Genomic DNA, 25,570 nt, shown 5'->3' on the forward strand with positions numbered 1-25,570 from the left:
CCCGCACACCTACGCAAGCGAGTGGCCGGCTCCGCGGTGGGCCGGCGACCAACGAGGACGGATCAGTCGGTTGGCTGACACACCTTCCCCGTGAAGGCGGGATCGGGTTGCCGGAACGCGGACCAGGCCGGGTTGGCCGCGATGGGCAGGGGCGGGGCCTGCCAGGCGGCGCCGAGACGTTGCAGGAGTGGGTACTCCTCGCGTTCCTGCTGGATCGGTTCGCCGGAGAGGAAGGTCAGGAGCCGGTCTTCGACCAGGCTGCGGTTGAGAAGACCCCCGTGTACGCCGGGCATCTGGAAGACGGGGATCCCGCTGTAGTCGCCGGGTGGCGCCTCTGCGGCCGTGGTGGTGGGAATGAAGGCGACCATCCGGATCCCGGGCACCGGACACATGAGTTGGTTACGGTAGAACGGCGCGTCGTCGACCAGGGAGCGGATGAACGGTTCGTCGGGCCCGGCATGTGGGCCACCGAACAGGCGCATCACGCCGAACACGATCCGAAGCTGCGATCCCGTCGCCACGCCCCAGCCGTGGTTCTCGCGCGGGGGCGGGTAGTAGGCGCGACCCGCGTTGATCAGAGGACTGAACATGGCCAGCGTGTCGACGGCGGGGTGCGCTCGCTGCTGAAGGTAGGTTCGGGCGACGATCGCGCCTTCGCTTTCCCCGATCAGGGCGATCGGCCGGCCGGTGCGCTGGTGTAGTCGTCGCACCTGTGCGTCGAGGAGTCCCACGCTGTCCGCCACCGAGATCGTGGTGTCGTGCGGCCGGTAGGGCAGGGGTGTGCCGTCCCGGCTCAACCCCCGGTAGGAGAACCTCTCGACACGATTGTCGAGAGGTTGCTCGCCCCCGTACGACGACCCGTAACCTGCGAGGACGATGACTGCCTGCGGCACGTCGGGCGGCAGCGGGTGGTCGAGGACCACCGCCTCAGCCCGCAGGCTCTTGTCCGGCACGGCATCCACCATCGGCGGGATGAGCAACGGCACCGCAAGGGCGAGAACCGCCGCGACGGGAGTCGCCGGCACCCTCACCCACCGTGTCGACGGATTGATCAGCGCGGTACGGACCGTCCGGTTCCACAGCAGCCCGTTGACCACCCCGGCCACGGCGGCCACCGGCACCGACCACCAGCCCGGCAGACTCCAGCACAACGCGCCGGCCACGGTCAGCACCACGAAGTTGAGCATCGACCATCCCACCAGCGAGATCGACGGCAGGCCTCGCCACCACGGCCCTACCACAGCCGCCCGTTGCAGGAATGGCGCCAGCAGGAACAACGGCACCAGGGAGGCCAGCAGGACCCAGGACAGCGCCACCACCGACGCGGCCACCGAGATCAAGGCCCACGGGGCGACGAAGACCGCCACCAACGCGGCGAGCCCGACATTCCGTTTCAACAGCCACCGCGCCGGTGGCCGAGGCACCTCAGCCGGCCATGCCAACATCACCAGCAGCGTGTGAAAGAGCCCTCGGGCCACCACCAGCAAACTGAGCCAGAACACGAATGACGGCCACGAGTCGTGATAGACATACAGCCACCGCAGGTCGTGGTAGGTGTCGTACGGCCACACCGCCGCCGCCTGCGGCGCGAGGCCCCGCGCCGCGACGAAACCCAGCGAGACCAAGACGACGGCCTCGACCGTCGGAGACACCGCGGTCAGCAGCAGCAGGCCCACCAGTCTGCGGTCCGCGACCAGCACGCTGCCTCCCTTGCCGTTGCCCTCTGCATGGAGATTTCCGCACACCACACCCAAACGACGGCGTATCCCGCAAGGCCGTACCCGATAGGAACAGCACCGCCGCGCCTGCCGGGATGGCCGGACCGCGAAGGCCGCGTTGCTGGCGCCGCCGGCTGCCCTTCTGGGAGCGGGTTCGGACCCTTGTCAGCGAATCGACATCCGCGCACTGCGCCGGCTACCCACCACCGGGCGGGCCCTCACCCTCCGGCAACCTGTCCGACATCGACGCCGCCGGCTGCGGCGGCTGCACCTGCGTCCTCGACGTAGGGACGGAGTTCGGCGACGCATCGCGGCAGCGCGTTCGAGCACCGCCTGCCGTCGGATCTCCTCGTCTTCGCACCACAGTTGCAGGAATACCCGACGACGGCTTCCCCGACGTGCGCCCGCGTCAGCTCGCGAATGGGGTACTGCGGGCGTCCCTGGCGTGCCATCCGACCCGGACACCGGCAGGGCTCGATCCCTCACACCGAGCACACTGTTGCCCCCGCCGGTGGCGATCCTCTACGGTCTGCTCAAGCGGTGGGCGGTGCGGTCCGCATCCGACCGACACCGCCGGGTGCCCGTCGAGCGGGCCGGGATGGTGGAGTCCCGGGCCACCCGTAGGCGGCGTCGCGGCGGTCGTGTGACTCCAGCTCGTACTCCGGGTGGTCCTGCCCGGCGCGGCTCCACGCGGAGCCGACGGCGAGCGGGCCACGCCGACCCCACCGGAGAATCCCGTGTTCCTCAGCCCGCACGAGCAGGACCGCCTGCTCGTCCACGTCGCGGCCGACGTCGCTCGCCGCCGCCGCGAGCGCGGCCTGCGACTCAACTATCCCGAAGCCGTCGCGATCATCACCGCTTTCCTTCTCGAAGGGGCCCGCGACGGACGGTCGGTGGTCGACCTCATGTCGGCCGGCCGGAGCGTGCTCGGCCGCGAGGACGTCCAGGACGGCATCCCCGAGCTGCTGAGGGAGGTGCAGGTGGAGGCGACGTTCCCGGACGGTACCAAGCTCGTGACGGTGCACCACCCGATCCCGTGATCCCCGGGGAGATCCTGCCGGCGGCCGGCCCGGTCGAGATCAACGTGGGCCGGCCGGTGACCACTCTGGTCGTGGTCAACACGGCCGACCGTCCGGTGCAGGTCGGCTCGCACTACCACTTCGCCGAGGCCAACCCGGCCCTGATGTTCGACCGGGCGCTCGCCTGGGGTCAGCGTCTCGCCGTTGCGGCGGGCACCTCGGTCCGGTTCGAGCCGGGCGTGAGCCGCACCGTCGAGCTGGTTCCGCTCGGCGGCGCACGCGTCGTGCCCGGCCTGCGCGGCGAGTGCGCCGGGCCGCTGGACGAAGCGCCACCGGCCGCGCCGGGAACAGACGCGCCGACGAGCGGGGCGCCGACGACCGACGGGCCGGCGCGGTGACCGCCGTGCGGCGGGACCGCTACATCGATTTGTACGGGCCGACCACCGGCGACCGCATCCGGCTGGCCGACACGAGCCTCCTGATCGAGGTGGAGACCGACCACTGCGCAGGCGGCGACGAGGCGGTCTTCGGCGGCGGGAAGGTGATCCGCGAGTCGATGGGCCAGTCGCGGGCGACCCGTGCCGAGGGCGCCCTCGACACCGTCATCACCGGCGCGGTGGTGCTCGACCACTGGGGGGTGGTCAAGGCCGACGTGGGTCTGCGCGACGGGCGGATCGTGGCGCTGGGCCGGGCCGGCAACCCGGACACCATGCCCGGCGTCCACCCCGAGCTGGTCATCGGCCCGGCCACCGAGGTCATCGCCGGGAACGGCCGGATCCTCACGGCTGGCGCCGTCGACACGCACGTGCACTTCATCTGCCCGGAGATCGTCACCGAGGCGCTCGCCGGCGGCATCACCACACTCGTCGGCGGCGGCACCGGCCCCGCCGAGGGCACCCGGGCCACCACTGTCACCCCGAACGCCTGGCACCTGGCCCGCATGCACGAGGCGCTGGACACGCTGCCGGTCAACGTGCTGCTGCTCGGCAAGGGCAACACCGTCTCACCGGAGGCGCTGTGGGAGCAGCTGCGCGCCGGCGCGGGCGGTTTCAAGCTGCACGAGGACTGGGGCACCACACCGGCGGCGATCGACGCCTGCCTGCGGGTGGCGGACGCCTCCGGGGTGCAGGTCTCCATTCACACCGACACCCTCAACGAGGCCGGTTTCGTGGCCGACACGCTGCGGGCGATCGCCGGCCGGGCCATCCACTCGTACCACACCGAGGGTGCGGGAGGCGGGCACGCGCCGGACATCATCACAGTGGCCGGCGAGCCGAACGTGCTGCCGTCGTCGACCAACCCGACCCGGCCGTACACCGCCAACACCCTGGCCGAGCACCTGGACATGCTGATGGTCTGCCACCATCTCAACCCGTCCGTGCCGGAGGACCTGGCCTTCGCCGAGAGCCGCATCCGGCCGTCCACCATGGCCGCCGAGGACCTGCTGCACGACCTCGGCGCGATCTCCATCATCGGCTCCGACTCGCAGGCGATGGGCCGGGTGGGCGAGGTGATCCTGCGAACCTGGCAGAGCGCGCACGTCATGAAGGAGCGGGTCGGCGCGCTACCCGGCGACGGCGCTGCCGACAACCACCGGGCCCGCCGGTACGTGGCGAAGTACACCATCTGCGCGGCGATGGCGAACGGGCTGGACCGGGAGATCGGCTCGGTCGAGCCGGGCAAGCTGGCCGACCTGGTGCTGTGGGATCCGGCGTTCTTCGGCGTACGACCGCACCTGGTGCTCAAGGGCGGCATGATCGCGTACGCCCAGATGGGTGACGCCAACGCGTCCATCCCGACGCCGCAGCCGGTGCTGCCGCGCCCGATGTTCGGGGCGTACGGCGCCGCGGCGGCTGCGACCAGCCTGGCGTTCGTCGCGCCGGCCGCCCTCGACGCCGGGCTGCGCCTGGACGTGCGGCGGCGGGTGGTGCCCGTCGCGGACGTGCGCTCGCGGGGCAAGGCCGACCTGCCGGAGAACGACGCGATGCCCCGGATCGAGGTGGACCCGGACACGTTCACCGTGCGGATCGACGGTCAGGTGGTGGAGCCGGACCCGGTGACACGCCTGCCGATGGCCCAGCGGTACTTCCTGTTCTGATGACGACGTCGAGCCTGTTCCTGCTGCTGGCCGACGGTCGCTTCCCGGCCGGCGCGCACGCCCACTCCGGCGGCCTGGAGGCGGCCGTCGCCGCCGGCCGGGTCACCGACCTGGCCACGTTGGAGGCGTTCCTGGCCGGTCGGCTGGCCACCGCCGGGCTGGTCGGTGCGGCGTTCGCAGCGGCGGCGCACCGGGCGGTGACGTCGGGTTCCGCCGTACGCGGGTCCACGCTGGCGTTGCTCGACGCGGAGCTGGACGCCCGGACGGCGGCGCCGGCGCTGCGTACGGTGTCCCGCCGCCAGGGACGGGCCCTGCTGCGCGCGGGCCGGGCCATCTGGCCGGAGGCGTCCTTCGACGACCTGCCCGCCACACCCGGCGGAGCACACCAGCCGCTGGTGCTCGGGCTGCTCTGCGCCGCCGCGGGCCTGAGCCGCGCCGAGACCGCCACGGTCGCCGTCCACGGGACGGTGACCGGTGCGGCCAGCGCTGCCGTACGCCTGCTCGGCCTCGACCCGTACCGGGTCCAGGCCCTGCTTGTGGGTCTCGCCGGCCGGTGTGACGGCATCGCCGCGGCGGCGGCCCGGGCCGCCGACGACCCACCCGAGCGGCTGCCCGCGGCGGCCGCCCCGCTTGCCGACATCCATGCCGAAGCTCATGCCACCTGGGAGGTGCGTCTCTTTGCGTCCTGACACCGTTGCGCCCGAGGCCGACCGGAATCCTGCCCCGCACGACGAGACCGTTCCGCACACCCACCCCGAGCCGGGGGTGGACCCGCATCCGCCGCTGGCCCAAGCCGGCCGGGCGCTGCGCGTCGGCATCGGCGGGCCGGTCGGGTCCGGCAAGACCGCCCTGGTGGCGGCCCTGTGCCGGGCGTTCGCCGGGGAGCTGCGACTCGGCGTGGTCACAAACGACATCTACACGACCGAGGACGCCGACTTCCTCAAGCGGGCCGGTGTGCTGGACCCGGCCCGGATCCGCGCCGTGGAGACCGGTTGCTGCCCGCACACCGCCATCCGGGACGACATCGGGGCCAACCTCGACGCCGTGGACGAGCTGGCCGAGGCGGTCGGCCCGCTGGATCTGGTGCTGGTCGAGAGCGGCGGGGACAACCTGACCGCCACGTTCAGCCGAGGGCTGGTGGACCGGCAGATATTCGTGGTCGACGTGGCTGGTGGGGACAAGGTGCCGCGCAAGGGCGGACCCGGGGTGACGTCCGCCGACCTGCTCGTGATCAACAAGACCGACCTGGCCCCCATGGTGGGCGCGGACCTGGCCGTCATGGACCGGGACGCGCGGGCCCGGCGCGGCGACCTGCCGACCGTGTTCCTGTCGATCGTCGGCGACCCGGCGGCGGGGCGGGTCGCCGACTGGATCCGCCACGAACTGGCCCACCACGCGGCTCTGCACCCGGTCGCCGCGCGGGGCGGCCCGGCCTGATGCGCGCGTACGCCCGGCTGGTGGCCCGGGCCGACGGCCTGGGCGGCACGGTCCTCGCCGAGTTGCGCGGTGAGACACCGCTGCTGCTGCGGCAGACGCCCGGGCGCGGTCGGGCCGTGATGGTGTACGTGGTCGGCGGGGCGGCCGGCCCGCTCGCCGGCGACGACCTGCGGCTGGAGATCGACGTGGGACCGGGGGCGGCGGTGCGGCTGCACACCGTCGCCGCCTCGGTCGCCCTGCCCGGCCGGCCCGGCGTCGTGTCGCGGATGGTGGTGCGTGCCGTGGTGCACGACGGCGGTGCGCTGCACTGGCTGCCCGAGCAACTGGTCGCCGCGGCCGGCTGCGCCCACCTCGCCGAGTCCCGGGTCGAGGTGGCCGCCGGGGCGAGGCTGACCTGGCGCGACGAGGTGATCTGCGGCCGGTACGGCGAGGCGCCGGGCAGCGCGGTCGTGCACACCCGGGTCGACTACGACGGCCGTCCGTTGCTGCGCCAGTCGCTTGCCGTGGGACCGGGCGCGCCCGGCTGGGCCGGCCCCGCGGTGCTCGGCGGCGCGCCGGCCACCGGGTCACTGCTGGTGGTGGACCCGTCGCTTCCCCACGAGCCCGCGACGGTCGAGGGCACCGTCGCCCGGCTGCCCCTGGCGGGCGGTCCGGCGACACTGTGGACCGCCACCGCTGCCGACGCGCACACGCTGCGCGCCCACCTCGAAGGCGATCCGCTGCTCACCGAGGTGTAGTGAGGCGAACGCCGGCCGTCTCAGCGTCATCGCGCCGAGCCGCCGGGTCGAGCCGGGCGATCAGGTCGGCGAGGTGGTCGAGCAGGGGAGTGTCGGCCGGTACGCCCGCCTCGGCGAGGCTGGTGCGGACCCGCTCGTCGAGGCGGGCGTGCTCGCGGCGGCCTCGGGCGGTCAGGTGGGCCCGGATGCGTCGCCGGTCCAGCGGGTCGATCCGCCGGAACACCAGGTTCCGGTCGACGAGCTGGTCGACCAGCTTGGTGAGGGTCCCCGGCGGCAACGACGCCTCGGCGGACACTTCGCTCATCGGATGGCCCTGCCCGTCGGCGAGCAGGCAGAGCACCCGCCACGCCTCGGTGGTCAGGTCGTCGTCGGCCAGCACGGCGGCCAACCGGCGGGAGAGCAGCCGTTCGGCGCGGGTGAGCGAGCGCAGCAGATCGGCTGGCGCCCCGGGCACGTCTGACATGAAACTCCCTGGGCCGGTGGCCCTGCCATGGTAGCGACTCGTCCCGCTCCATGGAGAGCTATGGTTTTCCCACGTCGGCCGGGCAATCATGGGCTCATGTCCGCGCCGGCCCCGCCGTGGCTCACAGTCGATCGGGCCGTGGTCAGCATCGCGCTGGTGTACCCGATGCGCGGGCCGGCGGGAATGTTCGGCCCGACCTGCGAACTCTGCGCCCAGCTCGCGGTCGAGGAGATCAACGCCGGTGGCGGGGTGCTGGGCCGCGAGGTGCGGCTGGTGCCGGTCGACGGTGGCGCGCCGCCGGCCGAGGTGGCCGCCCAGGTGGAGGCGCTGGTGTCGGTGGGCGCCGTGCAGGGCGTGACCGGCTGGCACATCTCCTCGGTGCGGCAGGCGCTCGCGCCCCGGGTCGCGCACCGCGTGCCGTACGTCTACACCGCCCTGTACGAGGGCGGTGAGCGTACCGAAGGGGTCTATCTGACCAGCGAGACGCCGGACGCCCAGCTGTGGCCCGCGATGCGGCTGCTCGCGGGGGAGCAGGGCGCGCGCCGCTGGTTCGTGGTCGGCAACGACTACGTGTGGCCCCGGCGCACCGCGCGGGCGGCCCAGCGGTACGCGCTGCGCGGCGGTGGTCGCGTGGTGGGGCAGGCGTTCCTGCCGTTGGAGACACACGACTTCGACGACGTGTTGCGCCGGATCGAGCGCAGCGAGGCCGACGCGGTGGTGATGCTGCTCGTCGGCGCGGACGCGGTGCGGTTCAACCGGGCGTTCGCGCGTGCCGCGATGGACCAGCGCTGCCTGCGGCTGAGCACCCTGATGGACGAGAACATGCTGCTGGCCAGCGGGGCGGGCGCGACGCGGCGGCTCTACAGCACGGCGGGCTTCTTCGCCGGCCTCGTGACGCCGGAGAACCTCGACTTCCACGGCGAGTTCGCCCGCCGGTTCGGGGTGGAGGCGCCGCCGCTGGGCAGCCTGGGGGAGTCCTGCTACGAGGGCGTGATGCTGCTCGCCGCGCTGATCGGGCAGGCCCGCACCCTGGACGTACGGGCGATCGAGACGGCTGCCGACACGGTGGCGTACCACGGGCCGCGCGGCCGGCTGCAGCTGCGTCGACGGCACGTGCGCCAGCGGATCTACCTCGCCGAGGCAGACGGTCTCGACTTCACAGTGCTCGCCCAGCTCTGACCGCCCGGTACCGGCCCTTGACACGTCCACCCGGCCCGGTCCTAAGATACTTCCTGCGTGAAGTATCTACCCCAGGGGTGGATACCGCGAATGTCTGTCCACCGTCGGCGGAATCTGTCCGCCGACCATTGTGGTGGCGCAATTCCTCACCGAATTCATCACGGCTGGCACCGCCTCGCACAGGGCGGTGTCAGCCGTTGCGGCGTGCGTTCTCTCCGGGTTTCCGGGAAACAGTCAATTAAGGACCGGGAAACGTCCGCGCAATCATGCCGGTCAACGCTTTGCGTGCCCATAGCCGATGCGATGACCACAGGCGACGTCCACCCGTCGACCCCGGCATCGCCAACTCCACCGGACCGCACCGACCGTCCTTTCGCTACTTGAGCGCACCGCAGGGAGATTAGATGGCACTTCTTTGGGGCCGCCGCATCCTGGCGGGGGCCATGACCCTCGTCGCCGCGGTCGCCGTGACCGCGTGCGGCAGCAAGACCAGTGACGAGGGCGGCGCGGCCGGCGTCACCGCCGACGTCTCCGGCGACACCGTCAAGGTGGGCCTGCTCAACTCGCTCTCCGGCACCATGGCGATCAGCGAGGTCACCGTCCGCGACTCCATCATGCTCGCCGTCGAGGAGATCAACGCGGCCGGCGGCGTCCTCGGCAAGAAGATCCAGCCGATCGGGGAGGACGGCGCCTCGGACTGGCCCACCTTCGCGGAGAAGGCCGAGAAGCTGATCTCCGAGGACCGGGTCGCGGCCGTTTTCGGGTGCTGGACGTCGGCCAGCCGCAAGGCGGTCAAGCCGGTGTTCGAGAAGAACAAGGCGCTGCTGTTCTACCCGGTGCAGTACGAGGGCCTGGAACAGTCGCCCTACATCTTCTACACGGGCGCGACGACAAACCAGCAGATCGTCCCCGGGCTCGACTACCTCAAGGCCCAGGGAACGAAATCGGTCTACCTGGTCGGCAGCGACTACGTCTTCCCGCGAACGGCGAACAAAATCATCAAGGCGTACGCGGCGGCGAACGGCATGACTGTGGTCGGTGAGGATTACGCGCCGCTCGGGTCCACCGAATTCGGCACGATCGTCAACAAGGTCAGGTCGTCCGGCGCGAAGGCGGTCTTCAACACCCTCAACGGCGACAGCAACGTGGCGTTCTTCAAGGAGTACAAGTCGGCCGGGCTGACCGCCGCCGCGATGCCTGTGGTGTCGGTGTCCATCGCCGAGGAGGAGGTCAAGAGCATCGGCACCCAGTACCTGGAGGGTCAGCTGACCGCCTGGAACTACTACCAGACCACGCCCGGCGCGGCGAACGGCAAGTTCGTGGCCGCGTACAAGGCGAAGTACGGCGCGGACAAGCCGACGAGCGACCCGATGGAGGCCGCCTACGTCAGCGTCTACCTGTGGAAGGCGATGGTCGAGAAGGCCGGCGCGTTCGACGTCGAGAAGGTCCGTGGCGCCTCCGACGGCATCACCTTCGAGGCGCCGGAGGGCCTGGTCACCGTCGACGGCAAGACCCAGCACATCGCCAAGACCGCCCGCATCGGCAAGGTCGGCGCGGACGGCCTGATCACCGAGGTGTGGAACTCCGGCAAGCCGATCGCGCCGGACCCGTACCTGAAGACCTATCCGTGGGCGAGCGGCCTGAGCTGACGACGCCGGCCCCGGGCGGGGTGGCCCCGCCCGGGGTTTCGACCAGCAGTACGGGAGTACCCACCGTGACAGTCCTCTTCGGTCAACTCTTCACCGGCATCAGCATCGGCGCGGTGCTGCTGCTCATCGCGCTCGGGCTGGCGCTGACCTTCGGCCAGATGAACGTCATCAACATGGCGCACGGCGAGTTCATCATGGCCGGCGCGTACACCACGTACGTGCTGCAACAGAGCATCACCGGCGCCGGCCTGTCGCTGCTGGTCGCGCTGCCGGTGGCGTTCGTGGTCGCCGGCACGATGGGGGTGCTGCTGGAGATCCTGCTGATCCGCCGGCTCTACGCCCGTCCGCTGGACACCCTGCTGGTCACCTGGGGCGTGTCCCTGATGCTGCAACAGCTCGCGCGGGACATCTTCGGCAGTCCGAACGTGCAGACCCGCGCGCCGGATCTGCTCACCGGCAACGTGGCGGTGCCCGGCGGGCTGACGGTCGCCAACAACCGGCTGTTCATCCTGGCCCTGGCCCTGGCCGTCGTCGCCGCCCTCACGCTGGCGCTGCGGTTCACCCCGCTTGGACGCCGGATCCGCGCGGTCGTGCAGAACCGCGACCTCGCCGCGGTGTCCGGCATCCCCACCGCGCGGGTCGACCGGACGACCTTCTTCCTCGGCTCGGGCCTGGCCGGGCTCGCCGGGGTGGCGCTCACCCTTCTCGGCCCGATCGGCCCGACCATGGGCACCAACCTGATCATCGACGCCTTCCTGGTCGTCGTGGTCGGCGGGATCGGCCAGCTCAAGGGCAGCGTGATCGTCGCCTTCGCCCTCGGGGTCCTCCAGGCCACCGGGGAGTACCTCACGACCCTCAGCGTCGCCAAGGTGATCGTCTTCGTGGCGATCGTCGCGTTCCTTCAGTGGCGGCCACAGGGCCTGTTCACCCTGCGGACCAGGAGCCTCGCATGACCGCCGTGACACCCGCGCCGCCGAGCACCGCCGGCGCACCGGCCCCGGCCGACGTCGCGCCTGGGAGCCGGTCCGGTGGCCGGTCCCGGCTGCGCGCGGCGGCGGGGTTCGCGTTCGGCGCGGCGCTGCTGTTCGCCGTCGCGCCGCTGGCGCTGTCGGACTTCCGGCTGGCCCTGCTCGCCAAGTACCTCTGCGTCGCCATGGTGGCCGTCGGCATCGGCATCGCCTGGGGGCGCGGCGGCATGCTCACCCTCGGCCAGGGCGTCTTCTTCGGCCTGGGCGGCTACGCGATGGCCATGCACCTCAAGCTCGCCGACGCGGGTCCCGGTGGGATGCCCGACTTCATGCAGCTGTACGGGCAGCTCGACGAACTACCGGTCTGGTGGCGGCCGTTCGCCAGCCCGTGGTTCGCGCTGCCGGCCACGGTTCTGCTGCCGATGGCCGTCGCGTTCGGGCTCGGCTCACTGGTGTTCCGCCGCCGGGTGCGGGGCGCGTACTTCGCCATCCTCAGCCAGGCGCTCGCCGCCGCCATGGTGATCCTGTTGATCGGCCAGCAGGGGACCACCGGCGGCACCAACGGGCTCACCGACATCCAGGGCTTCTTCGGTTACGACCTGGACGACCCGGTCAACCAGCGGATGGTCTACTTCATCATCGCCGGCGTCCTGCTCGCGCTGCTCGCGCTGGCCCGCCAGATCGTCCACAGCCGCTACGGGGAACTGCTGGTGGCGGTGCGGGACAGCGAGGAGCGGGTCCGCTTCCTCGGCTACGACCCGGCGTCGGTCAAGCTCGTCGCCTACGTGGTGGCGGCGGGTATGGCGGGCCTCGCCGGCGCGCTGTTCGTGCCGGCGGTGGGCATCATCTCGCCCGCCCTCATCGGCATCGTCCCGTCGATCGAGTTCGTCATCGGTGTGGCGGTGGGCGGCCGGGCCACGCTGCTCGGGCCGGTGCTCGGCGCGGTGGCGGTGGCCTGGGCGCGTACCGCCCTCTCCGAACGTTTCCCGGGCACCTGGACGTACCTGCAGGGTCTGCTCTTCGTGGTGGTCGTGGCGTTCCTTCCCGGCGGCCTGGCGTCGCTGTGGGCGCTGGCCCGCCGCCGCGCCGAGCGGGCGGAGGTGCGCCCGTGAGCGACGACCGGCTGGACGGGCTGTCCGTCCGTGACGTGCGGGTCAGCTTCGACGGCTTCACCGCCGTCGACGGCGTCTCGCTGGAGGTGCCCGCCGGTGACATCCGGTTCCTGATCGGGCCGAACGGCGCCGGCAAGACCACCCTTGTCGACGCGATCACCGGTCTGGTGCGGGCCACCGGCTCGGTGCGCTTCGGCGACCAGGAGCTGCTGGGTCGCCCGGTGCACCGGATCAGCCGGCTCGGTGTCGGCCGGACGTTCCAGACGTCGACGGTCTTCGAGGAGCTGTCGGTAGTGCAGAACCTCGACATCGCCGCGGGCGCCCGCCGGAGCTGGGCCACCCTGGCCCGGCGCCGTCGGGGGATCCCCGACGAGGTGGCCGCCGCGCTGGAGACCATCGGGCTGGCCGGCCGGGCCGACCAGCTCGCCGGCACGCTCGCGCACGGCCAGAAGCAGTGGCTGGAGATCGGCATGCTGCTGGTGCAGGACGCGCGGCTGCTGCTGCTCGACGAGCCGGTCGCCGGGATGAGCCACGAGGAGCGCGACGCCACGGGCGTCCTGCTGGAGACGGTGAGCCGGGATCGCACGGTGGTGGTGATCGAGCACGACATGGACTTCCTGCGTCGCTTCGCGCGCAGCGTCACCGTGCTGCACGCGGGGAGGGTGCTCAGCGAGGGCACCGTGGCGCAGGTCCAGGCGGACCCGCGCGTGCAGGAGGTCTACCTCGGCCACCCGGTCGACGCCGGGTCGGTCCCCAGCGGTCTGGAGGCATGATGCTGACCCTGCGTGGGGTGCACGCCGGATACGGGCGTTCCCGGGTGCTGCACGGCGTGGACCTCGCCGTCCCGCCCGACGGGGTGGCCGCGGTGCTCGGGCACAACGGCGCCGGCAAGAGCACCCTGCTGCGGGTCGCGGCGGGCCTGCTGCGCCCGACCGCCGGCACCGTCGAGATGGACGGCGAGGACGTCACCCGTCTCGCGCCGCACGAGCGGGTGGCGCGTGGCATGGCGTACGTCCCGCAGGGCCAGCAGTGCTTCCCGCACCTGACGGCGGCGGAGAACCTGCGCCTCGTCGCCGACGCCCGGCGCGACGGCGCGGTGGCGACGGCGGAGGCGCTGGACCTGTTCCCGGCGCTGCGTCCGCTGCTGCGGCGGCGGGCCGGGCTCCTCTCCGGCGGCCAGCGTCAGCAACTCGCCATCGCCCGCGCGTTGATCACCCGGCCCCGGCTGCTCATGCTCGACGAGCCGACCGAGGGCATCCAGCCGTCGGTGGTCGCCGAGATCCAGGAGCGGATCGTCGAGCTGACCCGGCAGTCCGGCTTCAGCGTGCTGCTCGTCGAGCAGCATCTCGGGTTCGCGCTGCGGGTGGCGAACCGCTATCACGTCCTCGAATCCGGCCGGGTCACCTCGCACGGCGACGGGGGAGTGACGGCGGAGCGGGAGGTACGGGCGGCTCTCGCGGTCTGATCCGGGGCGGGTCCGATTTACATTGACGGCGGTCTTTACTAAGATCGTGGCTGGGAGTCGCCAAGCGCTGCTGGGCAGCAGTGCCGTCCACCTGGTGGGCGGCTTGAATCGATCGGCGTCACCTTCTCCGGGGTGGGCACCCAGCGAGGGCCACTGGGCGTCGGCGCATCCACTGGAGCATCATGAAAATCTCACGGACAGCACGCCGTCTGGGACTGGCCGCGGCCGCAGTTCTCGTCGCCTCGTTCACGATGGTCGTGGTCAACCAGGCCGGTCCGGCCTCGGCGCACGGATCGGTCACCAACCCGCCGTCACGCAACTACGGATGTTACGAGCGCTGGGGTTCCGACCACCTCAACCCCACGATGGCCCAGACCGACCCGATGTGCTGGCAGGCGTGGCAGGCCAACCCGAACACCATGTGGAACTGGAACGGCCTGTACCGCGAGAACGTCGGCGGCAACCACCAGGCCGCCGTGCCGGACGGGCAGCTGTGCAGCGGTGGTCGCACCCAGAACGGCCTGTACGCCTCGCTCGACGCGGTCGGCGCGTGGACCGCGAAGTCGATGCCGAACAACTTCACGCTGACGCTGACCGACGGCGCCAAGCACGGTGCCGACTACATGTTGATCTACATCACCAAGCAGGGTTTCGACCCGACCACCCAGCCCCTCACCTGGAACAGCCTCGAACTGGTGCTGCGCACCGGCAGCTACCCGACCACCGGGCTCTACGAGGCGCAGGTGAACGCGGGCAACCGCACCGGGCGGCACGTCGTCTACACCATCTGGCAGGCGTCCCACCTCGACCAGCCGTACTACCTCTGCAGTGACGTGATCTTCGGCGGCGGCAACAACCCGCCGCCGACGACCCCGCCGCCGACCACGGCGCCGCCCACCACCCCGCCGCCCACCACGGCGCCGCCCACCACGCCGCCGCCGGCCGGCAACGGCGCCTGCACCGCCACCTACCGCAAGACCAGCGAGTGGTCCGGTGGCTTCGGCGCCGATGTCACCGTCCAGGCCGGCAACGCCGCCATCTCCGGATGGACGGTGGCGTGGACCTGGCCCAACGGCCAGAGCATCACCAACGCCTGGAACGCGACGGTCACCTCCAGCGGCTCGTCGGTCTCCGCGTCGAACGTCGCCTACAACGGTTCCCTGAGCGCCAACGCCAGCACCAGCTTCGGCTTCAACGCCTCCTGGAACGGCACCAACTCCGCACCCACCCTCACCTGCACCGCCCGGTAACAGCGTCTGCGGTGGGGTGGCGCGGCACGCGCCACCCCACCGCCGGCAGGGCCCTGCGCCAGCATCAGGAACCGCGACGAGGTGAGGAACGACAATGATTTCCCGGGTAGGCGTCGGCGGCTGGTACCGAAGCGTCTTCGTGTGGATCGAGGTGTGCCTGCTTGCCGCGTCGCTCGGTGTGGCCGCCCTGTTCACCTCGACCACCCCGAGGACGGACCCGGCAGTTCTCCGCCAGGAGATCCTGACCCGGATGCGTACGACCCTCGAGCAGGCGGACCCGAAAGATCATCAGCACGCCGGGCACACCGCCCCACAGGCGCCGGCCGGAGAGCAGGCGCCGCCGGCGATCGTCTGCGGAGTCCATGTCTACGGTTACGAGCCCACAGGGGCCGCCACACTGGCCGACGTCGAGACGGTCTACGGCTTCCACCTCTGCGGCGTCGCCGAACAGAAGCGCCACTGGGACGGGGCGGTCAAGCTCGTCGGCCCGGTGATCATGGACATGACCACCCAACCTCCCGGCATTCAGGTGGTCGAGGCGACCGCCGACGTCAGGTTCGTCGACCGGCTACGGGAGATGTTCCCCGACAAGTACGAGGAACTGGCGCTCAGGGAGGCGTTGCCCGCATCGGAGATGGCCGACCTGCGGCGCCGGTACGACGCCGCCGCCGGCCTCTGACCACGCCGGACGGCCGACACCCGCCGGCGGGCAAGCGGCCTGGCCGGCAGCAGATCGTCACCGGCGGGGATGCTCTCCTTCCGCCGTCTGTGGCAGCTGTTGCGCCGGTTCACGCCCGTGGTGGGTCCAGGAAGCGTTGTGCCAGATCGGCGAGGGTGTCGGCGGTGGCGTCGACGGGCGCGGTCGGCAGCACGATGTGGCTGACGACCAGTCGCGCGAGGGATTCGGCGCCGACGGTGACGTCATCGGCCGGCACCCGGGGCAGGTGCGTGCCCGCCCACTCTCTCAGCACCGTGACGGCGGCGGCCAGGGCCAGGTCGGCGCGGGTGGTCAGGTAGGGGAGCAGGGCGTCGGTGCCTCGGGCGCTGTTGAGGACGGTTTTGACCAGCGGGTCGGTGCCGGCCTGCGTCAACACGAACGTGACCGCGGCATGGACGGCGGCCCGTACGTCGCCGCCGTGTGCGGACAACGCCTCCCGTACGCCGTCCGTGAACCGGTCGATCTCGCGGTGTGCGATGGCTTCGCCGAGTCCGGCCTTGTTGGTGAACTCGTTGTAGAGCGTCTGCCTGCTCACGCCCACGCGGGCCGCCACGTCGGCCATTCGTACCGCGTCCCAGCCGCGGTCGATCGCCAGGTCGCGGCCGGCCTTGAGGACCGCGTCGCGCAGGTGGCGGCGCGCGGTGTGGCGATAAGGCGGAGGGTCGACCATGGTGCGCCGAGTCTATCGACTGGACAAATACGCCTTGCATGCCCACCAAATTTACGCGCGGCCAGATATTGTCAAGCATGGGTATCCGTGTGACAGTCGACGCAGCGCTCGACACTCTGGAGGCGGCACATGCAGACCTCGATCGATGCTCCAGCGGTCGCCGCCGGTTGGCATGACGGCAAGAAGCACCTGTGGCCACTGGCTCTTCTCGTGCCGGTGCTGCCGTTCCTGGCGTACGCGTTGTGGCAGGCCGGCGCGGGACCCGCTGCCTGGTGGCTCACCCCGGCGGTGGTCTTCGGACTCATCCCGGTCATCGACGTGCTGCTCGGTGACGACGGGGAGAACCCGCCCGACGACGTCGCCCGGCGGTTGCAGGAGGTCCGTTACTACCGCTGGATCACGTTCCTGTTCCTGCCGGCGCAGTACGCCGCCCTGCTGCTCGGAGCATGGGTCTGGACGCGTGGCGGCCTCGGTCTCGCCGGCGCCGCCGGCCTGGTCGCCACCATCGGAATCGTCAACGGACTGGCCATCAACACCGCACACGAGCTCGGCCACAAGCGCGAAACGGTCGAGCGGTGGATGTCGAAGATCGCGCTCGCGCCCACCGGGTACGGCCACTTCTACGTCGAGCACAACCGCGGACACCATGTCCGTGTCGCCACACCGGAGGATCCGGCCAGCGCCAGGCTGGGGGAGAGCTTCTACTCGTTCTGGCCACGTACGGTCTGGGGCAGCCTCATCTCGGCGTGGCGGCTGGAGATCGGCCGCTTCCGGCTGCGGCGCAAGAGTCCGTGGACGCTGCGCAACAACCTGCTCAACGCCGGGCTCATGACCGTCGTGCTCTTCGCCCTGCTGATCGCGGTGTTCGGGTGGCGGCTCGTGCCCTTCCTGCTCCTACAGGCGATCGTCGGCTTCTCGCTGCTGGAAGCGGTCAACTATCTCGAGCATTACGGACTGTGCCGCCGGCGCACGGCCACCGGCCGCTTCGAGAAGGTCGACCCACGGCACAGCTGGAACAGCGACCGCGTCGTCACCAACGTGTTCCTCTTCCAGCTGCAACGCCACAGCGACCACCACGCCAACCCGCTGCGCCGCTACCAGACGCTGCGCAGCTTCGACGTCTCGCCGCGGCTGCCCGGAGGCTACGCCTCGATGGTGTTGCTCGCTCTCGTTCCGCCGCTGTGGTACCGGGTGATGAACCCACGGGTTCTGGCGCACTACGGCGGCGACCTGAACCTCGCCAATCGCAACCCCCGCGCCGAGGCCCGACTGCGGCGCCGCTACTAGACCTCGGCCCTGCGCCGCGAATTGCGAGCACCCTTCTTATTTGCATCGACCGGGATTACGCTCTGGGCCAGTCCTGAGGTGGATCACATCGGAGGTTCCTATGAGGAGAATGACCATCCGTCGCACTTCTGCGCTCCGCCTGGTGTCGGGCGCACGCCGGCTGTGGATCGAGTGGTGCTGGTAACTGCCGGTCCGGCGGGCGCTTCCGGGCGCCCGCCCCTGCGGCGGTGGGCCCTGCGGTGACCGGCGGGCCGGAACGTTACGACTGCCACCGCGACCACGGGCCGTACGCCGGGGTCTCGGTCTTTCTGGGTCGGGTCGCCGCCGACCGGCCCCGCCTGGCGGCCCGGCACGCGGTCGAACTGCGCGCGATCGCCCCCCGGCTCGATCCGGCGGCCCGGCCGGCCGCCGAGGAGGAGCCGATCCGCTTCCACCCCGCCCGCCGTACCGCCTGCCTTGCCTACGGCGCGGCGGAGCTGGTGGCGGCCTGGGCCGGCACGCTCCGGCGGCCGGTGACCGTCCGGTTCGATCACGTCGCCAGCGCCGACGAGACGACCACCGAGCTGCTGGACGCGCTGGCCCGCCGGCTCGGGCCTTCCCCGGTGCGCCTCGACCTGCGCGACGAGGGCGCCCCCGACCCGGCGCCCGACGGGCGCACCCCGCAGGCGCTGCGGCGGGCCCTGGGCGACAGCCTGGCCCGCGGCTACTACCACCACGCGGCCCGGGTCGCCCGGCGCGGGCGGGCGACGGTCACCCCCGACGGCGACCTGCGGCACTGGTGGGCGTTCACCACCGGCCTGGCCACCGCCCTGGCAGCCCTGAACCGGGCCGCCGAGGCGCTCGACCTCTACGACGAGGCGCGGGCCGTCACCGACGATCCGAAGATCACGATGTCGGCGGCGTACGCCACCGCCATGCTGCACGCCCGGCACCTGCCGGTGGCCGAGCAGGACCCGGCGCTGGCCCGGCAGTGGCTGGAGCGGGCGCTGTACCTCGCCGCCGAGCTGGCCGACCCACGCCAGCGGCTGTTGTCGACGGTCTTCTACGAGCAGGGCCTGGCGCTGCTGGACAGCCGGGCCGGCCGGCCCGACCGCGCGCTGCGGCTCGTCGACGACGGACTGGCCCGGCTGACGGCCGCTCTCGGGCCCGGCGAACGCCCGCAGGACCTGGCCCGGCTGCGCCACAACCGGGCGCAGGTTCACCTCGCGCTGGGCGACCCGGCGCGGGCGTTGGCCGACCTGGACACCGTGATCGCGCACGACCCGGACAACTGCGAGTACTACGTGGACCGCGCCGCCCTCTACCGGGCGGCGGGCCGGACCCGGGCCGCGATCAGGGACTACGACGCCGCCATCCGGCTGGGACCGCACCTGCCCGAGGCGTACTACAACCGGGCCGTGCTCCACCAGGAGCGGGGCCGCCCCGAGCGAGCGCGCGCCGACCTGGAGCGGGTGCTCGCCATCGAACCCGGGCACCTCGACGCCCGGATCGCCCTGGTCAACCTGCACGTGGAGCGCGGCGAGCTCGACGCCGCCGAGGCCGGCGCACGGGCCGGGCTGGCCGGCGCTCCGCACGAGCCCGCGCTGCTGTGCACCCTGGGCCTGGTTCTCGCCGAGCGCGGCCGGCCCGCCGAGGCCGACGAACTGCTCACCCGGGCCCTGAGCGGGGACCCCGGGCTGGTGGAGGCGTGGACGAACCGGGCCGCCGCCCGGTTCGAGCGCGGCGACGTGGCCGCCGCGCTCGCCGACCTGAACCGGGCGGTGGCGCTGTCGGAGGCCCCCGTGCCGCGCTACAACCGGGGCACGGCCCTGACCCGGCTGGGCCGGTGGGACGAGGCGGCCCGCGACTTCGCCCATGCGCTCGCCCAGCCCGGCCTGGACCGGGCCCTGCGCCGGGATCTGCGCGCGGAACTCGCCCGCTGTCGCCGGGCGCTGGCTGGCTGACCCGGCCGGGCGTAGCTCGGGAGACGGCCGAAGACGCGCGGATCGCCACTGCCGCTCCGGCCTCGCCCACGATCGCCCGCCGTCGCCGGCGTTCACAGCAGCCGGCGCCGGGTCAGGAGCCGGAAGGCCAGATATCCCGGCGGTACCGGGAGCCAGAACGTCGCGAGACGGTAGATCAGGGTGCCCGCGACGGCGGCGTCCAGTGGCACTCCGTAGAGCAGCAGACCGGAGACGAGCGCGGCTTCGGTGGCGCCGAGCCCGCCGGGGGTGGGCGCGGCGGACGAGACACCCTCGCCGACGAGGCAGACCAGGATCACCGGGGGCAGGTGGGCCAGCGGGACCAGGCCGGCGGCGATCAGCGCGACGTAGAGACAGAGGCCATAGGTGAGGGTGAGCGCCGTCGACGCGGCGACGAGCCACCGCAGCCCGTGCTGGTGGCGCAGTTCGCGCAGCGCGGTCACGACCTGGCCGGCCGCGGCGCGTCCACGCCGCCGGACCCGGGGTACGGCGAGCACGCCGGCGAGGACCAGCAGCACGGCCAGGGCGCCCAGTAGCAGCGGCAGTGCCCTGGCCGCGTCGTGGGTGAGGATGCGGGCGGGCTGGCGTGCGAACGGCAGCAGCACCGGCAGCAGCAGCACGACGGACACCACGCCGGCGGCGCGGGAGACGGCCACGGCGGTGCCCGCGTCAGCGGCGACGAGTCCCTTCTGGTGCAGGTAACGCAGGCTGAGCGCGGCGCCGCCGAGGCTGCCGGGCGCCAGCCGGTTGGCGAACGACGCGGCCACCTGCACCAGGGTGGCCTCGCCCAGCGGGACCCGGCCGGCCGTGGCCAACCGGAGCACGAGACCGCTGAGCAGGTAGGTCAGAGCGGAGCCGAGCAGCGTCGCGGCGACCGCTACCGGGTTGGCGTGCACGATCAGCCCCAGGGCGGTGCGGATCTCGCCGAGCTGGGGGAGCAGCAGGTGCACGACCAACCCCAGGACCAGCAGCTCCAGGACGGTGCGGCGGCTGATCCGGACCACCTTCGCCGCCGGGCGGTCGCGGTCCGGGCTGCGTCGCAGGATCTCCTGGCGAAGGCTGTCGAGCATGCCGGGCCGGGCGCGCAGGGCGGTCCGGCCGGCGCGGGACAGCACCGCGGGTTGCAGGAACGGCACGCTGTCCGCGACCGCCGCGACACCCAGGCGGTCGATCGCCGCATCGACCACGCCGGCCGGGTCGACCCGGCCGGCCAGGGCGACCATCAGCTCGACGACGTCGCGGGCCCGCTGCTCGGCCGAGGCGTCGTCGGCGCCGAAGCCCAGGTCCACCAGGTAGACGTGGTCCCGGCCGACGAGCACATTCGCGGCCCGCAGGTCCCGGTGCGCGATGCCCACCCGGTGCAGACGCGCCACCTGGTCCCAGGCGTCGCGTACGGCGGCAAGCGGGACCGGCCCGACGACGGCGTCCAGCGGGGCGGCGTCGATGAACTCCTGCACCAGCACGGCGTCGCCGCCGGGCGCGGCGGCGGTCGTGACGACGGCCGGTATCCGCACGCCGGCACGCGCGGCGAGCAGGGTCAGACAGGTCTCGTGTTCGCTCTGCTGCCGTGCGCTCAGGTACGGCGGCGCGTCGGCCACGTGGCGGTAGCGCATCCGCCGGTAGAGCTTGTAGACCCAGTCCGCGTCGCGTTGCTCGCCACCGGTCACCTTGACGAACAGTCGCCGCCCGCCGGTGGTGACCGCCTGCCACGGCTGCGAGCCACGGGCGTCGCCGTGGATCGGCGCCAACCATGCCACCTCGATCCCGCGCCGCCGCAGCGTCGCCCGCAGTGCGGGCACCGACCGTTGCGGCCCGACCTCGCCGACCACGAGTCGGGCCAGACACACCGCGAGCCAGCCGACGAGGACACCGCCGGCCACATCGATCGGCAGATGCGCTCCGACGTGGATCCGCGCGACGGCGACCAGCCCGATCACCACCCAGGCGGCGCGGCGCCACCGGGGGCCGCCGGCCCGCGCGGCGACGAGCGCCAGGGCGGTGGCGACCGCGACGTGTCCCGACGGGTACCCGAGGCGTCCGGTGATCGTCTCGCGCAGGACCACGTCGGTGAACAGCGCCGCGGGCCGCTGCCGGGCGACCGCGGCCTTGACGGCTGTCGCGAGCCAGTACGCCAGATTCCCGGCCAGCAGGAGAGTCCACGCGGCGCCGATGCGGCGTGCGATGACGGCTGCTGCGGCGGCGACGAACACCGCCGGGTACGAGCCGAGCTGCATGACCAGGACCAGGACCGGGGTCAGCCCGGCCGGAAGGTGGTTGAGCAGGGTGAACAGGTCCTGCTCCCAGCGAGGCACCCGGTGGCTGCGTACGGCGGCGCTGAGCGCCGCCAGAAGGCACGCCGAGACGGTCAGGCTGACCAGCAACGCCGGCGACGGGCGATGCGTACGCGCTCCCACCGGTCCTCGGCCGCCCCTCGTCCGGCACCGTCCCTGCCGTCGACCCGAACCCTACGGTTCGTCCGCCCGCGGGAGGCGCTTCTCTCTCACCGGCCACTCTCCGGGGCGACAATCATCGGGTGGACAGGATCCTGGCGGTGCTCGTGGGGCTGCCGCCGCTGCTCGTCCTGACCCTGGTGATCGTCCTGCCGGCCCTGGAGTCCTCGACGCTGCTCGGGCTGGTCGTACCGGGTGAGACAGCGATCCTGATCGGCGGGCTGGTGGCCCACGGTGGCGCGCTGCCGCTGTGGGCGGTGGTGGCCGCCGGGGCGGCCGGGGCCTGTCTCGGTGACCAGGCCGGGTACGCCCTCGGCCGCCGGTACGGCGCGGGTGTGCTCGCCCGCGCCCCGCGAGTGCTGCGCCGGCGCCTCGACATCGCGCGGGCCCGCCGCCTGGTCGCCCGCCGCGGGGCGTGGGCGGTGCTCATCGGACGCTGGGTGGCGGTGCTGCGCGCCGTGGTTCCCATGATCGCCGGCGCCGGTGGGATGCGGTGGCCGGTGTTCCTGCGGGCGAACCTGGCCGGCGGCCTGGTGTGGGCAGCGGCCGTGGCGCTGCTGGGCTACCTGGGCGCCGCCTCCTACCGCTATCTGGAACGGGAACTGGGCATCGGGGAGTGGGCGCTGCTGGCCCTGATCGGCGTCGGCGTGGCGCTGCGGGCGTGGCAGAGGGCACGGCGCGAACCGGCCGACGGTGAGCGGGCAGGCCAATCACCCGCGCGCGGTGGGGCGGATCGGTAGCGTCACTCGTGGGGGTGGCCGGCGACCGCGGAGTGCGCAGTGGGGCGAGCAGACGACGGGCGCGCGGCGTTCTGGGCCGGGCCGCTGCCGCAGGCCGTGGCCGCCGCCGGAGCCTCCACGGCCGGGCTCACCGGTGAACGCGCCGCCGCCCTGCTGCGCGAGCACGGGCCCAACCGGGTCGACGCGGGCGCCAGGCGGGGCTGGCGGCTCCTGCTGTCGCAGTTCACCAGCCCGATCATCCTGATCCTGATTGCCGCGACCCTGCTGTCGATGGCCGTCGGGGATCTGATCGACGGCACCATCATCCTGGCCATCGTCGCGGCCAGCGGTGGCCTCGGCTTCTGGCAGGAACACGCCGCCGGGCGGGCCGTCGACGCGTTGCAGGCCCGGGTCCGGGTGGACACCGAGGTGATCCGCGACGGGCGTGAGGTGTCCGTACCGGTCGAGGAGGTCGTCGTCGGCGACCTCGTGGTGCTGCGCGCCGGGGACGTCGTCCCGGCGGACTGCCGGATCGTTCAGGCGGAACGTCTGCAGGTCGACCAGGCGGTGCTTACCGGTGAGTCGTTCCCCGTACCCAAGTCGGACGACCCGTCGCCGCCGGACGCGGAGCTGACCGCGCGCGGCAACGCGCTGTGGATGGGTACGCACGTGGCCAGCGGCACCGCGCGCGCGGTGGTGATGCGCACCGGCCGCGACAGCACCTTCGGAGCGGTGTCCCGCCGGGTCGCCTCCCGCCCCGCCAGCACCGGCTTCCAACGCGGGCTGACCCGCTTCGGACTGCTGCTCGTGCGGATCATGGTGGTCCTGCTGGTCGGCATCTTCGTCGCCAACCTGCTGCTGCACCGCCCGGTCATCGACTCCCTGCTGTTCTCGCTCGCCCTCGCCGTCGGGCTGACCCCGCAGATGCTGCCGGCGATCGTCGCGGTCAGCCTCTCCGCCGGCGCCCGTGCGATGGCCGCGCACCGGGTCATCGTCAAGCGCCTCGAGGTCATCGAGGACTTCGGCGCCATGACCGTGCTGCTGACCGACAAGACCGGCACCCTCACCGCCGGCACGGTCACCCTCACCGGCTGCATCTCGGTCGACGGTGAGCCGGACGCCGAGGTGGCCCGGCTCGCGAGGCTCAACGCCGGCCTCCAGCGTGGATTTCCCAACCCTGTCGACACGGCGATCATGAGGGGGCAACCACCCGCCGACCCGGGCACCCGCATCGCCGAGGCGCCCTACGACTTCACCCGCCAGCGCCTGTCCCTGCTGGTGCGCGACGGAGACGAGCCGATCCTGGTCACCAAGGGTGCGCTACGCGCGGTGCTCGACGTCTGCGCCACCGCACGCACCGCCGCGGGCACGGTACCGCTGGACGAGGTACGCGAGCGGGTCCTGCGACGGTTCGCCGCGCTCAGCGACCAGGGCGACCGGGTGCTGGGCCTCGCCGTGCGAGCCATGCCCGGCGCCACCGCCGTCGCCGTCGCCGACGAACGGGAGATGACGCTGGTCGGGCTGCTCGCCTTCCAGGACCCACCCCGCGCAGACGCCGCCGCCGCCATCCGCCGGCTCGCTGACATGGGCGTCACGGTCCGACTGGTCACCGGCGACAACCGGCACGCCGCCCGGCACGTCGCCGCCAGCGTCGACCTAGCCGGCGAACCGCTCGTCGGCGCCGACCTCGCCGCCTGCCCCGACGACCAGTTGCCGGAGCGGATCGCCGACGTCACCGTGTTCGCCGAGGTGGACCCGCTGCAGAAGGAACGCATCCTGACCGCGCTGCGCCAACGCGGCGACGTCGTCGGGTTTCTCGGCGACGGCATCAACGATGCTCCCGCGCTGCACGCCGCCGACGTCGGCATCTCCGTCGACACCGCTGTCGACGTCGCCAAACAGGCCGCGGCGATCGTGCTGCTCGACAAGAACCTCGACGTGATCGCCGACGGCATCCGCCTCGGCCGCCGCACGTTCACCAACACCTTGAAGTACATCCGGGTCAACACCAGCGCGTCCTTCGGCAACGTCGTCAGCATGAGCATCGCCGCGCTCCTGCTGCCCTTCCTGCCGCTGCTGCCCCGTCAGGTCCTGCTGCTCAACTTCCTCTCCGACATCCCCTACACCACCCTGTCCACCGACTACGCCGATCCCGAGCAGATCCAGCATCCGCGTACCGTCGACGTCCGGACCATCCGCAGGTTCATGCTGGTGTACGGCTCGATCAGCATCGCCGTGGACCTCCTCGTACTCGGCGCCCTGCGCTGGTGGTGGCACGTGTCGACCGACGTCTTCCGCGCCGCCTGGTTCGTCCAGTTCACCGCCACCGAGATCATCGCGCTGCTGGTGCTGCGCTCCAATCGGAGTTTCCTGCGCAGCCGCCCCTCCGCCGCGCTCGCCGGCACCGGACTGTTGCTCATCACGGTCACCGTCGCGCTGCCCTTCAGCCCACTGTCCGCGCCACTCGGACTCGCCGCGCTCCCGCCGGTGGTGCTGGCGGCCCTCGCCGCGGTCACCCTGGTCAACGTCGCCACCAACGAGACCGCCAAGCACGTCGTCCCGCCGGACCCGACCGCTGCACGGCGGGTGCCCCGCCCGTGACGGTCTGGCGTCCATCGGTGATCGCCTATTGACAAACAAAATTAACAATTGGACCCTGCTGAGAGAGCG

General features: G+C 72.3%; 22 protein-coding genes. 18 read left to right on the plus strand and 4 right to left on the minus strand.

Annotated features, from left to right (window positions below):
- Positions 1-62 precede the first annotated feature (62 nt).
- Complete coding sequence (locus tag A8711_RS12500; RefSeq protein WP_043322839.1) at positions 63-1,700, minus strand: hypothetical protein; 1,638 nt, start codon at positions 1,698-1,700, stop codon at positions 63-65.
- A gap of 755 nt (positions 1,701-2,455) precedes the next feature.
- On the opposite strand from A8711_RS12500, the gene A8711_RS12505 reads away from it, so the two are divergent.
- The 6 genes from A8711_RS12505 to A8711_RS12530 are packed head-to-tail and all read left to right on the plus strand — an operon-like array spanning position 2,456 to position 7,009.
- Positions 2,456-2,758, plus strand: a complete 303-nt coding sequence (locus A8711_RS12505) for an urease subunit gamma (RefSeq protein ID WP_043322840.1) — start codon at positions 2,456-2,458, stop codon at positions 2,756-2,758.
- A complete protein-coding gene (locus tag A8711_RS12510) occupies positions 2,755-3,135 on the plus strand; it encodes an urease subunit beta (protein WP_069088292.1) in 381 nt (126 codons plus the stop codon). Before A8711_RS12505 ends, A8711_RS12510 begins: the two co-directional genes overlap by 4 nt.
- A complete protein-coding gene (locus A8711_RS12515) occupies positions 3,132-4,835 on the plus strand; it encodes an urease subunit alpha (protein WP_043322842.1) in 1,704 nt (567 codons plus the stop codon). Before A8711_RS12510 ends, A8711_RS12515 begins: the two co-directional genes overlap by 4 nt.
- Entirely contained in the window at positions 4,835-5,524 is a 690-nt protein-coding gene (locus A8711_RS12520) for an urease accessory protein UreF (RefSeq protein WP_064445442.1), read from the plus strand. The genes A8711_RS12515 and A8711_RS12520 overlap by 1 nt, the downstream gene beginning before the upstream one ends.
- The gene (gene ureG / locus A8711_RS12525) at positions 5,514-6,272 is read left to right on the plus strand and encodes an urease accessory protein UreG (RefSeq protein ID WP_197494839.1); all 759 of its coding nucleotides are present in this window, start codon (positions 5,514-5,516) and stop codon (positions 6,270-6,272) included. Before A8711_RS12520 ends, ureG begins: the two co-directional genes overlap by 11 nt.
- Positions 6,272-7,009, plus strand: coding sequence for an urease accessory protein UreD (locus A8711_RS12530; protein ID WP_069088293.1), 738 nt, complete (start codon positions 6,272-6,274; stop codon positions 7,007-7,009). The genes ureG and A8711_RS12530 overlap by 1 nt, the downstream gene beginning before the upstream one ends.
- On the opposite strand, the gene A8711_RS12535 is transcribed toward A8711_RS12530, so the two are convergent.
- A complete protein-coding gene (locus A8711_RS12535) occupies positions 6,996-7,472 on the minus strand; it encodes a MarR family winged helix-turn-helix transcriptional regulator (protein ID WP_069088294.1) in 477 nt (158 codons plus the stop codon). The two genes, A8711_RS12530 and A8711_RS12535, sit on opposite strands and share 14 nt — an antisense overlap.
- Positions 7,473-7,568: 96 nt before the next feature.
- On the opposite strand from A8711_RS12535, the gene A8711_RS12540 reads away from it, so the two are divergent.
- The 8 genes from A8711_RS12540 (at position 7,569) to A8711_RS12575 (ending at position 15,774) form a co-directional block, all read left to right on the plus strand.
- A complete protein-coding gene (locus A8711_RS12540) occupies positions 7,569-8,651 on the plus strand; it encodes a substrate-binding domain-containing protein (protein WP_043322855.1) in 1,083 nt (360 codons plus the stop codon).
- A gap of 404 nt (positions 8,652-9,055) precedes the next feature.
- A complete protein-coding gene (gene urtA, locus A8711_RS12545; protein WP_069088295.1) occupies positions 9,056-10,300 on the plus strand; it encodes an urea ABC transporter substrate-binding protein in 1,245 nt (414 codons plus the stop codon).
- Between the two features lie 65 nt (positions 10,301-10,365).
- Positions 10,366-11,253: an urea ABC transporter permease subunit UrtB gene (gene urtB / locus A8711_RS12550; protein WP_069088296.1), complete on the plus strand. Its 888-nt coding sequence runs from the start codon at positions 10,366-10,368 to the stop codon at positions 11,251-11,253.
- Complete coding sequence (gene urtC / locus A8711_RS12555; protein ID WP_069088297.1) at positions 11,250-12,380, plus strand: urea ABC transporter permease subunit UrtC; 1,131 nt, start codon at positions 11,250-11,252, stop codon at positions 12,378-12,380. The genes urtB and urtC overlap by 4 nt, the downstream gene beginning before the upstream one ends.
- Positions 12,377-13,153, plus strand: a complete 777-nt coding sequence (urtD, locus tag A8711_RS12560; protein ID WP_083296996.1) for an urea ABC transporter ATP-binding protein UrtD — start codon at positions 12,377-12,379, stop codon at positions 13,151-13,153. The genes urtC and urtD overlap by 4 nt, the downstream gene beginning before the upstream one ends.
- Entirely contained in the window at positions 13,153-13,845 is a 693-nt protein-coding gene (urtE, locus tag A8711_RS12565) for an urea ABC transporter ATP-binding subunit UrtE (protein ID WP_069088657.1), read from the plus strand. The genes urtD and urtE overlap by 1 nt, the downstream gene beginning before the upstream one ends.
- A 182-nt stretch (positions 13,846-14,027) precedes the next feature.
- A complete protein-coding gene (locus tag A8711_RS12570) occupies positions 14,028-15,095 on the plus strand; it encodes a lytic polysaccharide monooxygenase (RefSeq protein WP_043322864.1) in 1,068 nt (355 codons plus the stop codon).
- Between the two features lie 94 nt (positions 15,096-15,189).
- Positions 15,190-15,774 (plus strand): hypothetical protein, encoded by a 585-nt coding sequence (locus A8711_RS12575; protein WP_043322868.1) that lies wholly within the window; start codon positions 15,190-15,192, stop codon positions 15,772-15,774.
- A gap of 109 nt (positions 15,775-15,883) precedes the next feature.
- Here A8711_RS12575 and A8711_RS12580 read toward each other — a convergent pair whose 3' ends face one another.
- Positions 15,884-16,483 (minus strand): TetR/AcrR family transcriptional regulator, encoded by a 600-nt coding sequence (locus A8711_RS12580; RefSeq protein WP_069088298.1) that lies wholly within the window; start codon positions 16,481-16,483, stop codon positions 15,884-15,886.
- 129 nt (positions 16,484-16,612) lie between these two features.
- Here A8711_RS12580 and A8711_RS12585 point away from each other — a divergent pair, with 129 nt between their 5' ends.
- Positions 16,613-17,770 carry an alkane 1-monooxygenase gene (locus A8711_RS12585; protein WP_069088299.1) on the plus strand — a complete coding sequence of 386 codons (1,158 nt, stop codon included), beginning with the start codon at positions 16,613-16,615 and terminating at the stop codon, positions 17,768-17,770.
- Positions 17,771-17,997: 227 nt separating this feature from the next.
- On the plus strand, positions 17,998-19,713 hold the full coding sequence (locus tag A8711_RS12590; protein WP_233514680.1) for a tetratricopeptide repeat protein: 1,716 nt from the start codon (positions 17,998-18,000) through the stop codon (positions 19,711-19,713).
- A 92-nt stretch (positions 19,714-19,805) separates the two neighbouring features.
- Here the strand turns inward: A8711_RS12590 and A8711_RS12595 are convergent, their stop codons facing one another.
- On the minus strand, positions 19,806-22,145 hold the full coding sequence (locus A8711_RS12595; protein WP_069088301.1) for a lysylphosphatidylglycerol synthase domain-containing protein: 2,340 nt from the start codon (positions 22,143-22,145) through the stop codon (positions 19,806-19,808).
- Between the two features lie 119 nt (positions 22,146-22,264).
- Between A8711_RS12595 and A8711_RS12600 the strand changes: the two genes are divergently transcribed.
- Both A8711_RS12600 and mgtA read left to right on the plus strand, forming a co-directional pair.
- On the plus strand, positions 22,265-22,921 hold the full coding sequence (locus A8711_RS12600) for a DedA family protein (protein ID WP_051610836.1): 657 nt from the start codon (positions 22,265-22,267) through the stop codon (positions 22,919-22,921).
- Positions 22,922-22,960: 39 nt separating this feature from the next.
- Complete coding sequence (gene mgtA / locus A8711_RS12605) at positions 22,961-25,501, plus strand: magnesium-translocating P-type ATPase (protein ID WP_069088302.1); 2,541 nt, start codon at positions 22,961-22,963, stop codon at positions 25,499-25,501.
- Positions 25,502-25,570 lie beyond the last annotated feature (69 nt).

The organism is Micromonospora sp. II, from assembly GCF_001709195.1.
Classification (GTDB): domain Bacteria; phylum Actinomycetota; class Actinomycetes; order Mycobacteriales; family Micromonosporaceae; genus Micromonospora; species Micromonospora chalcea.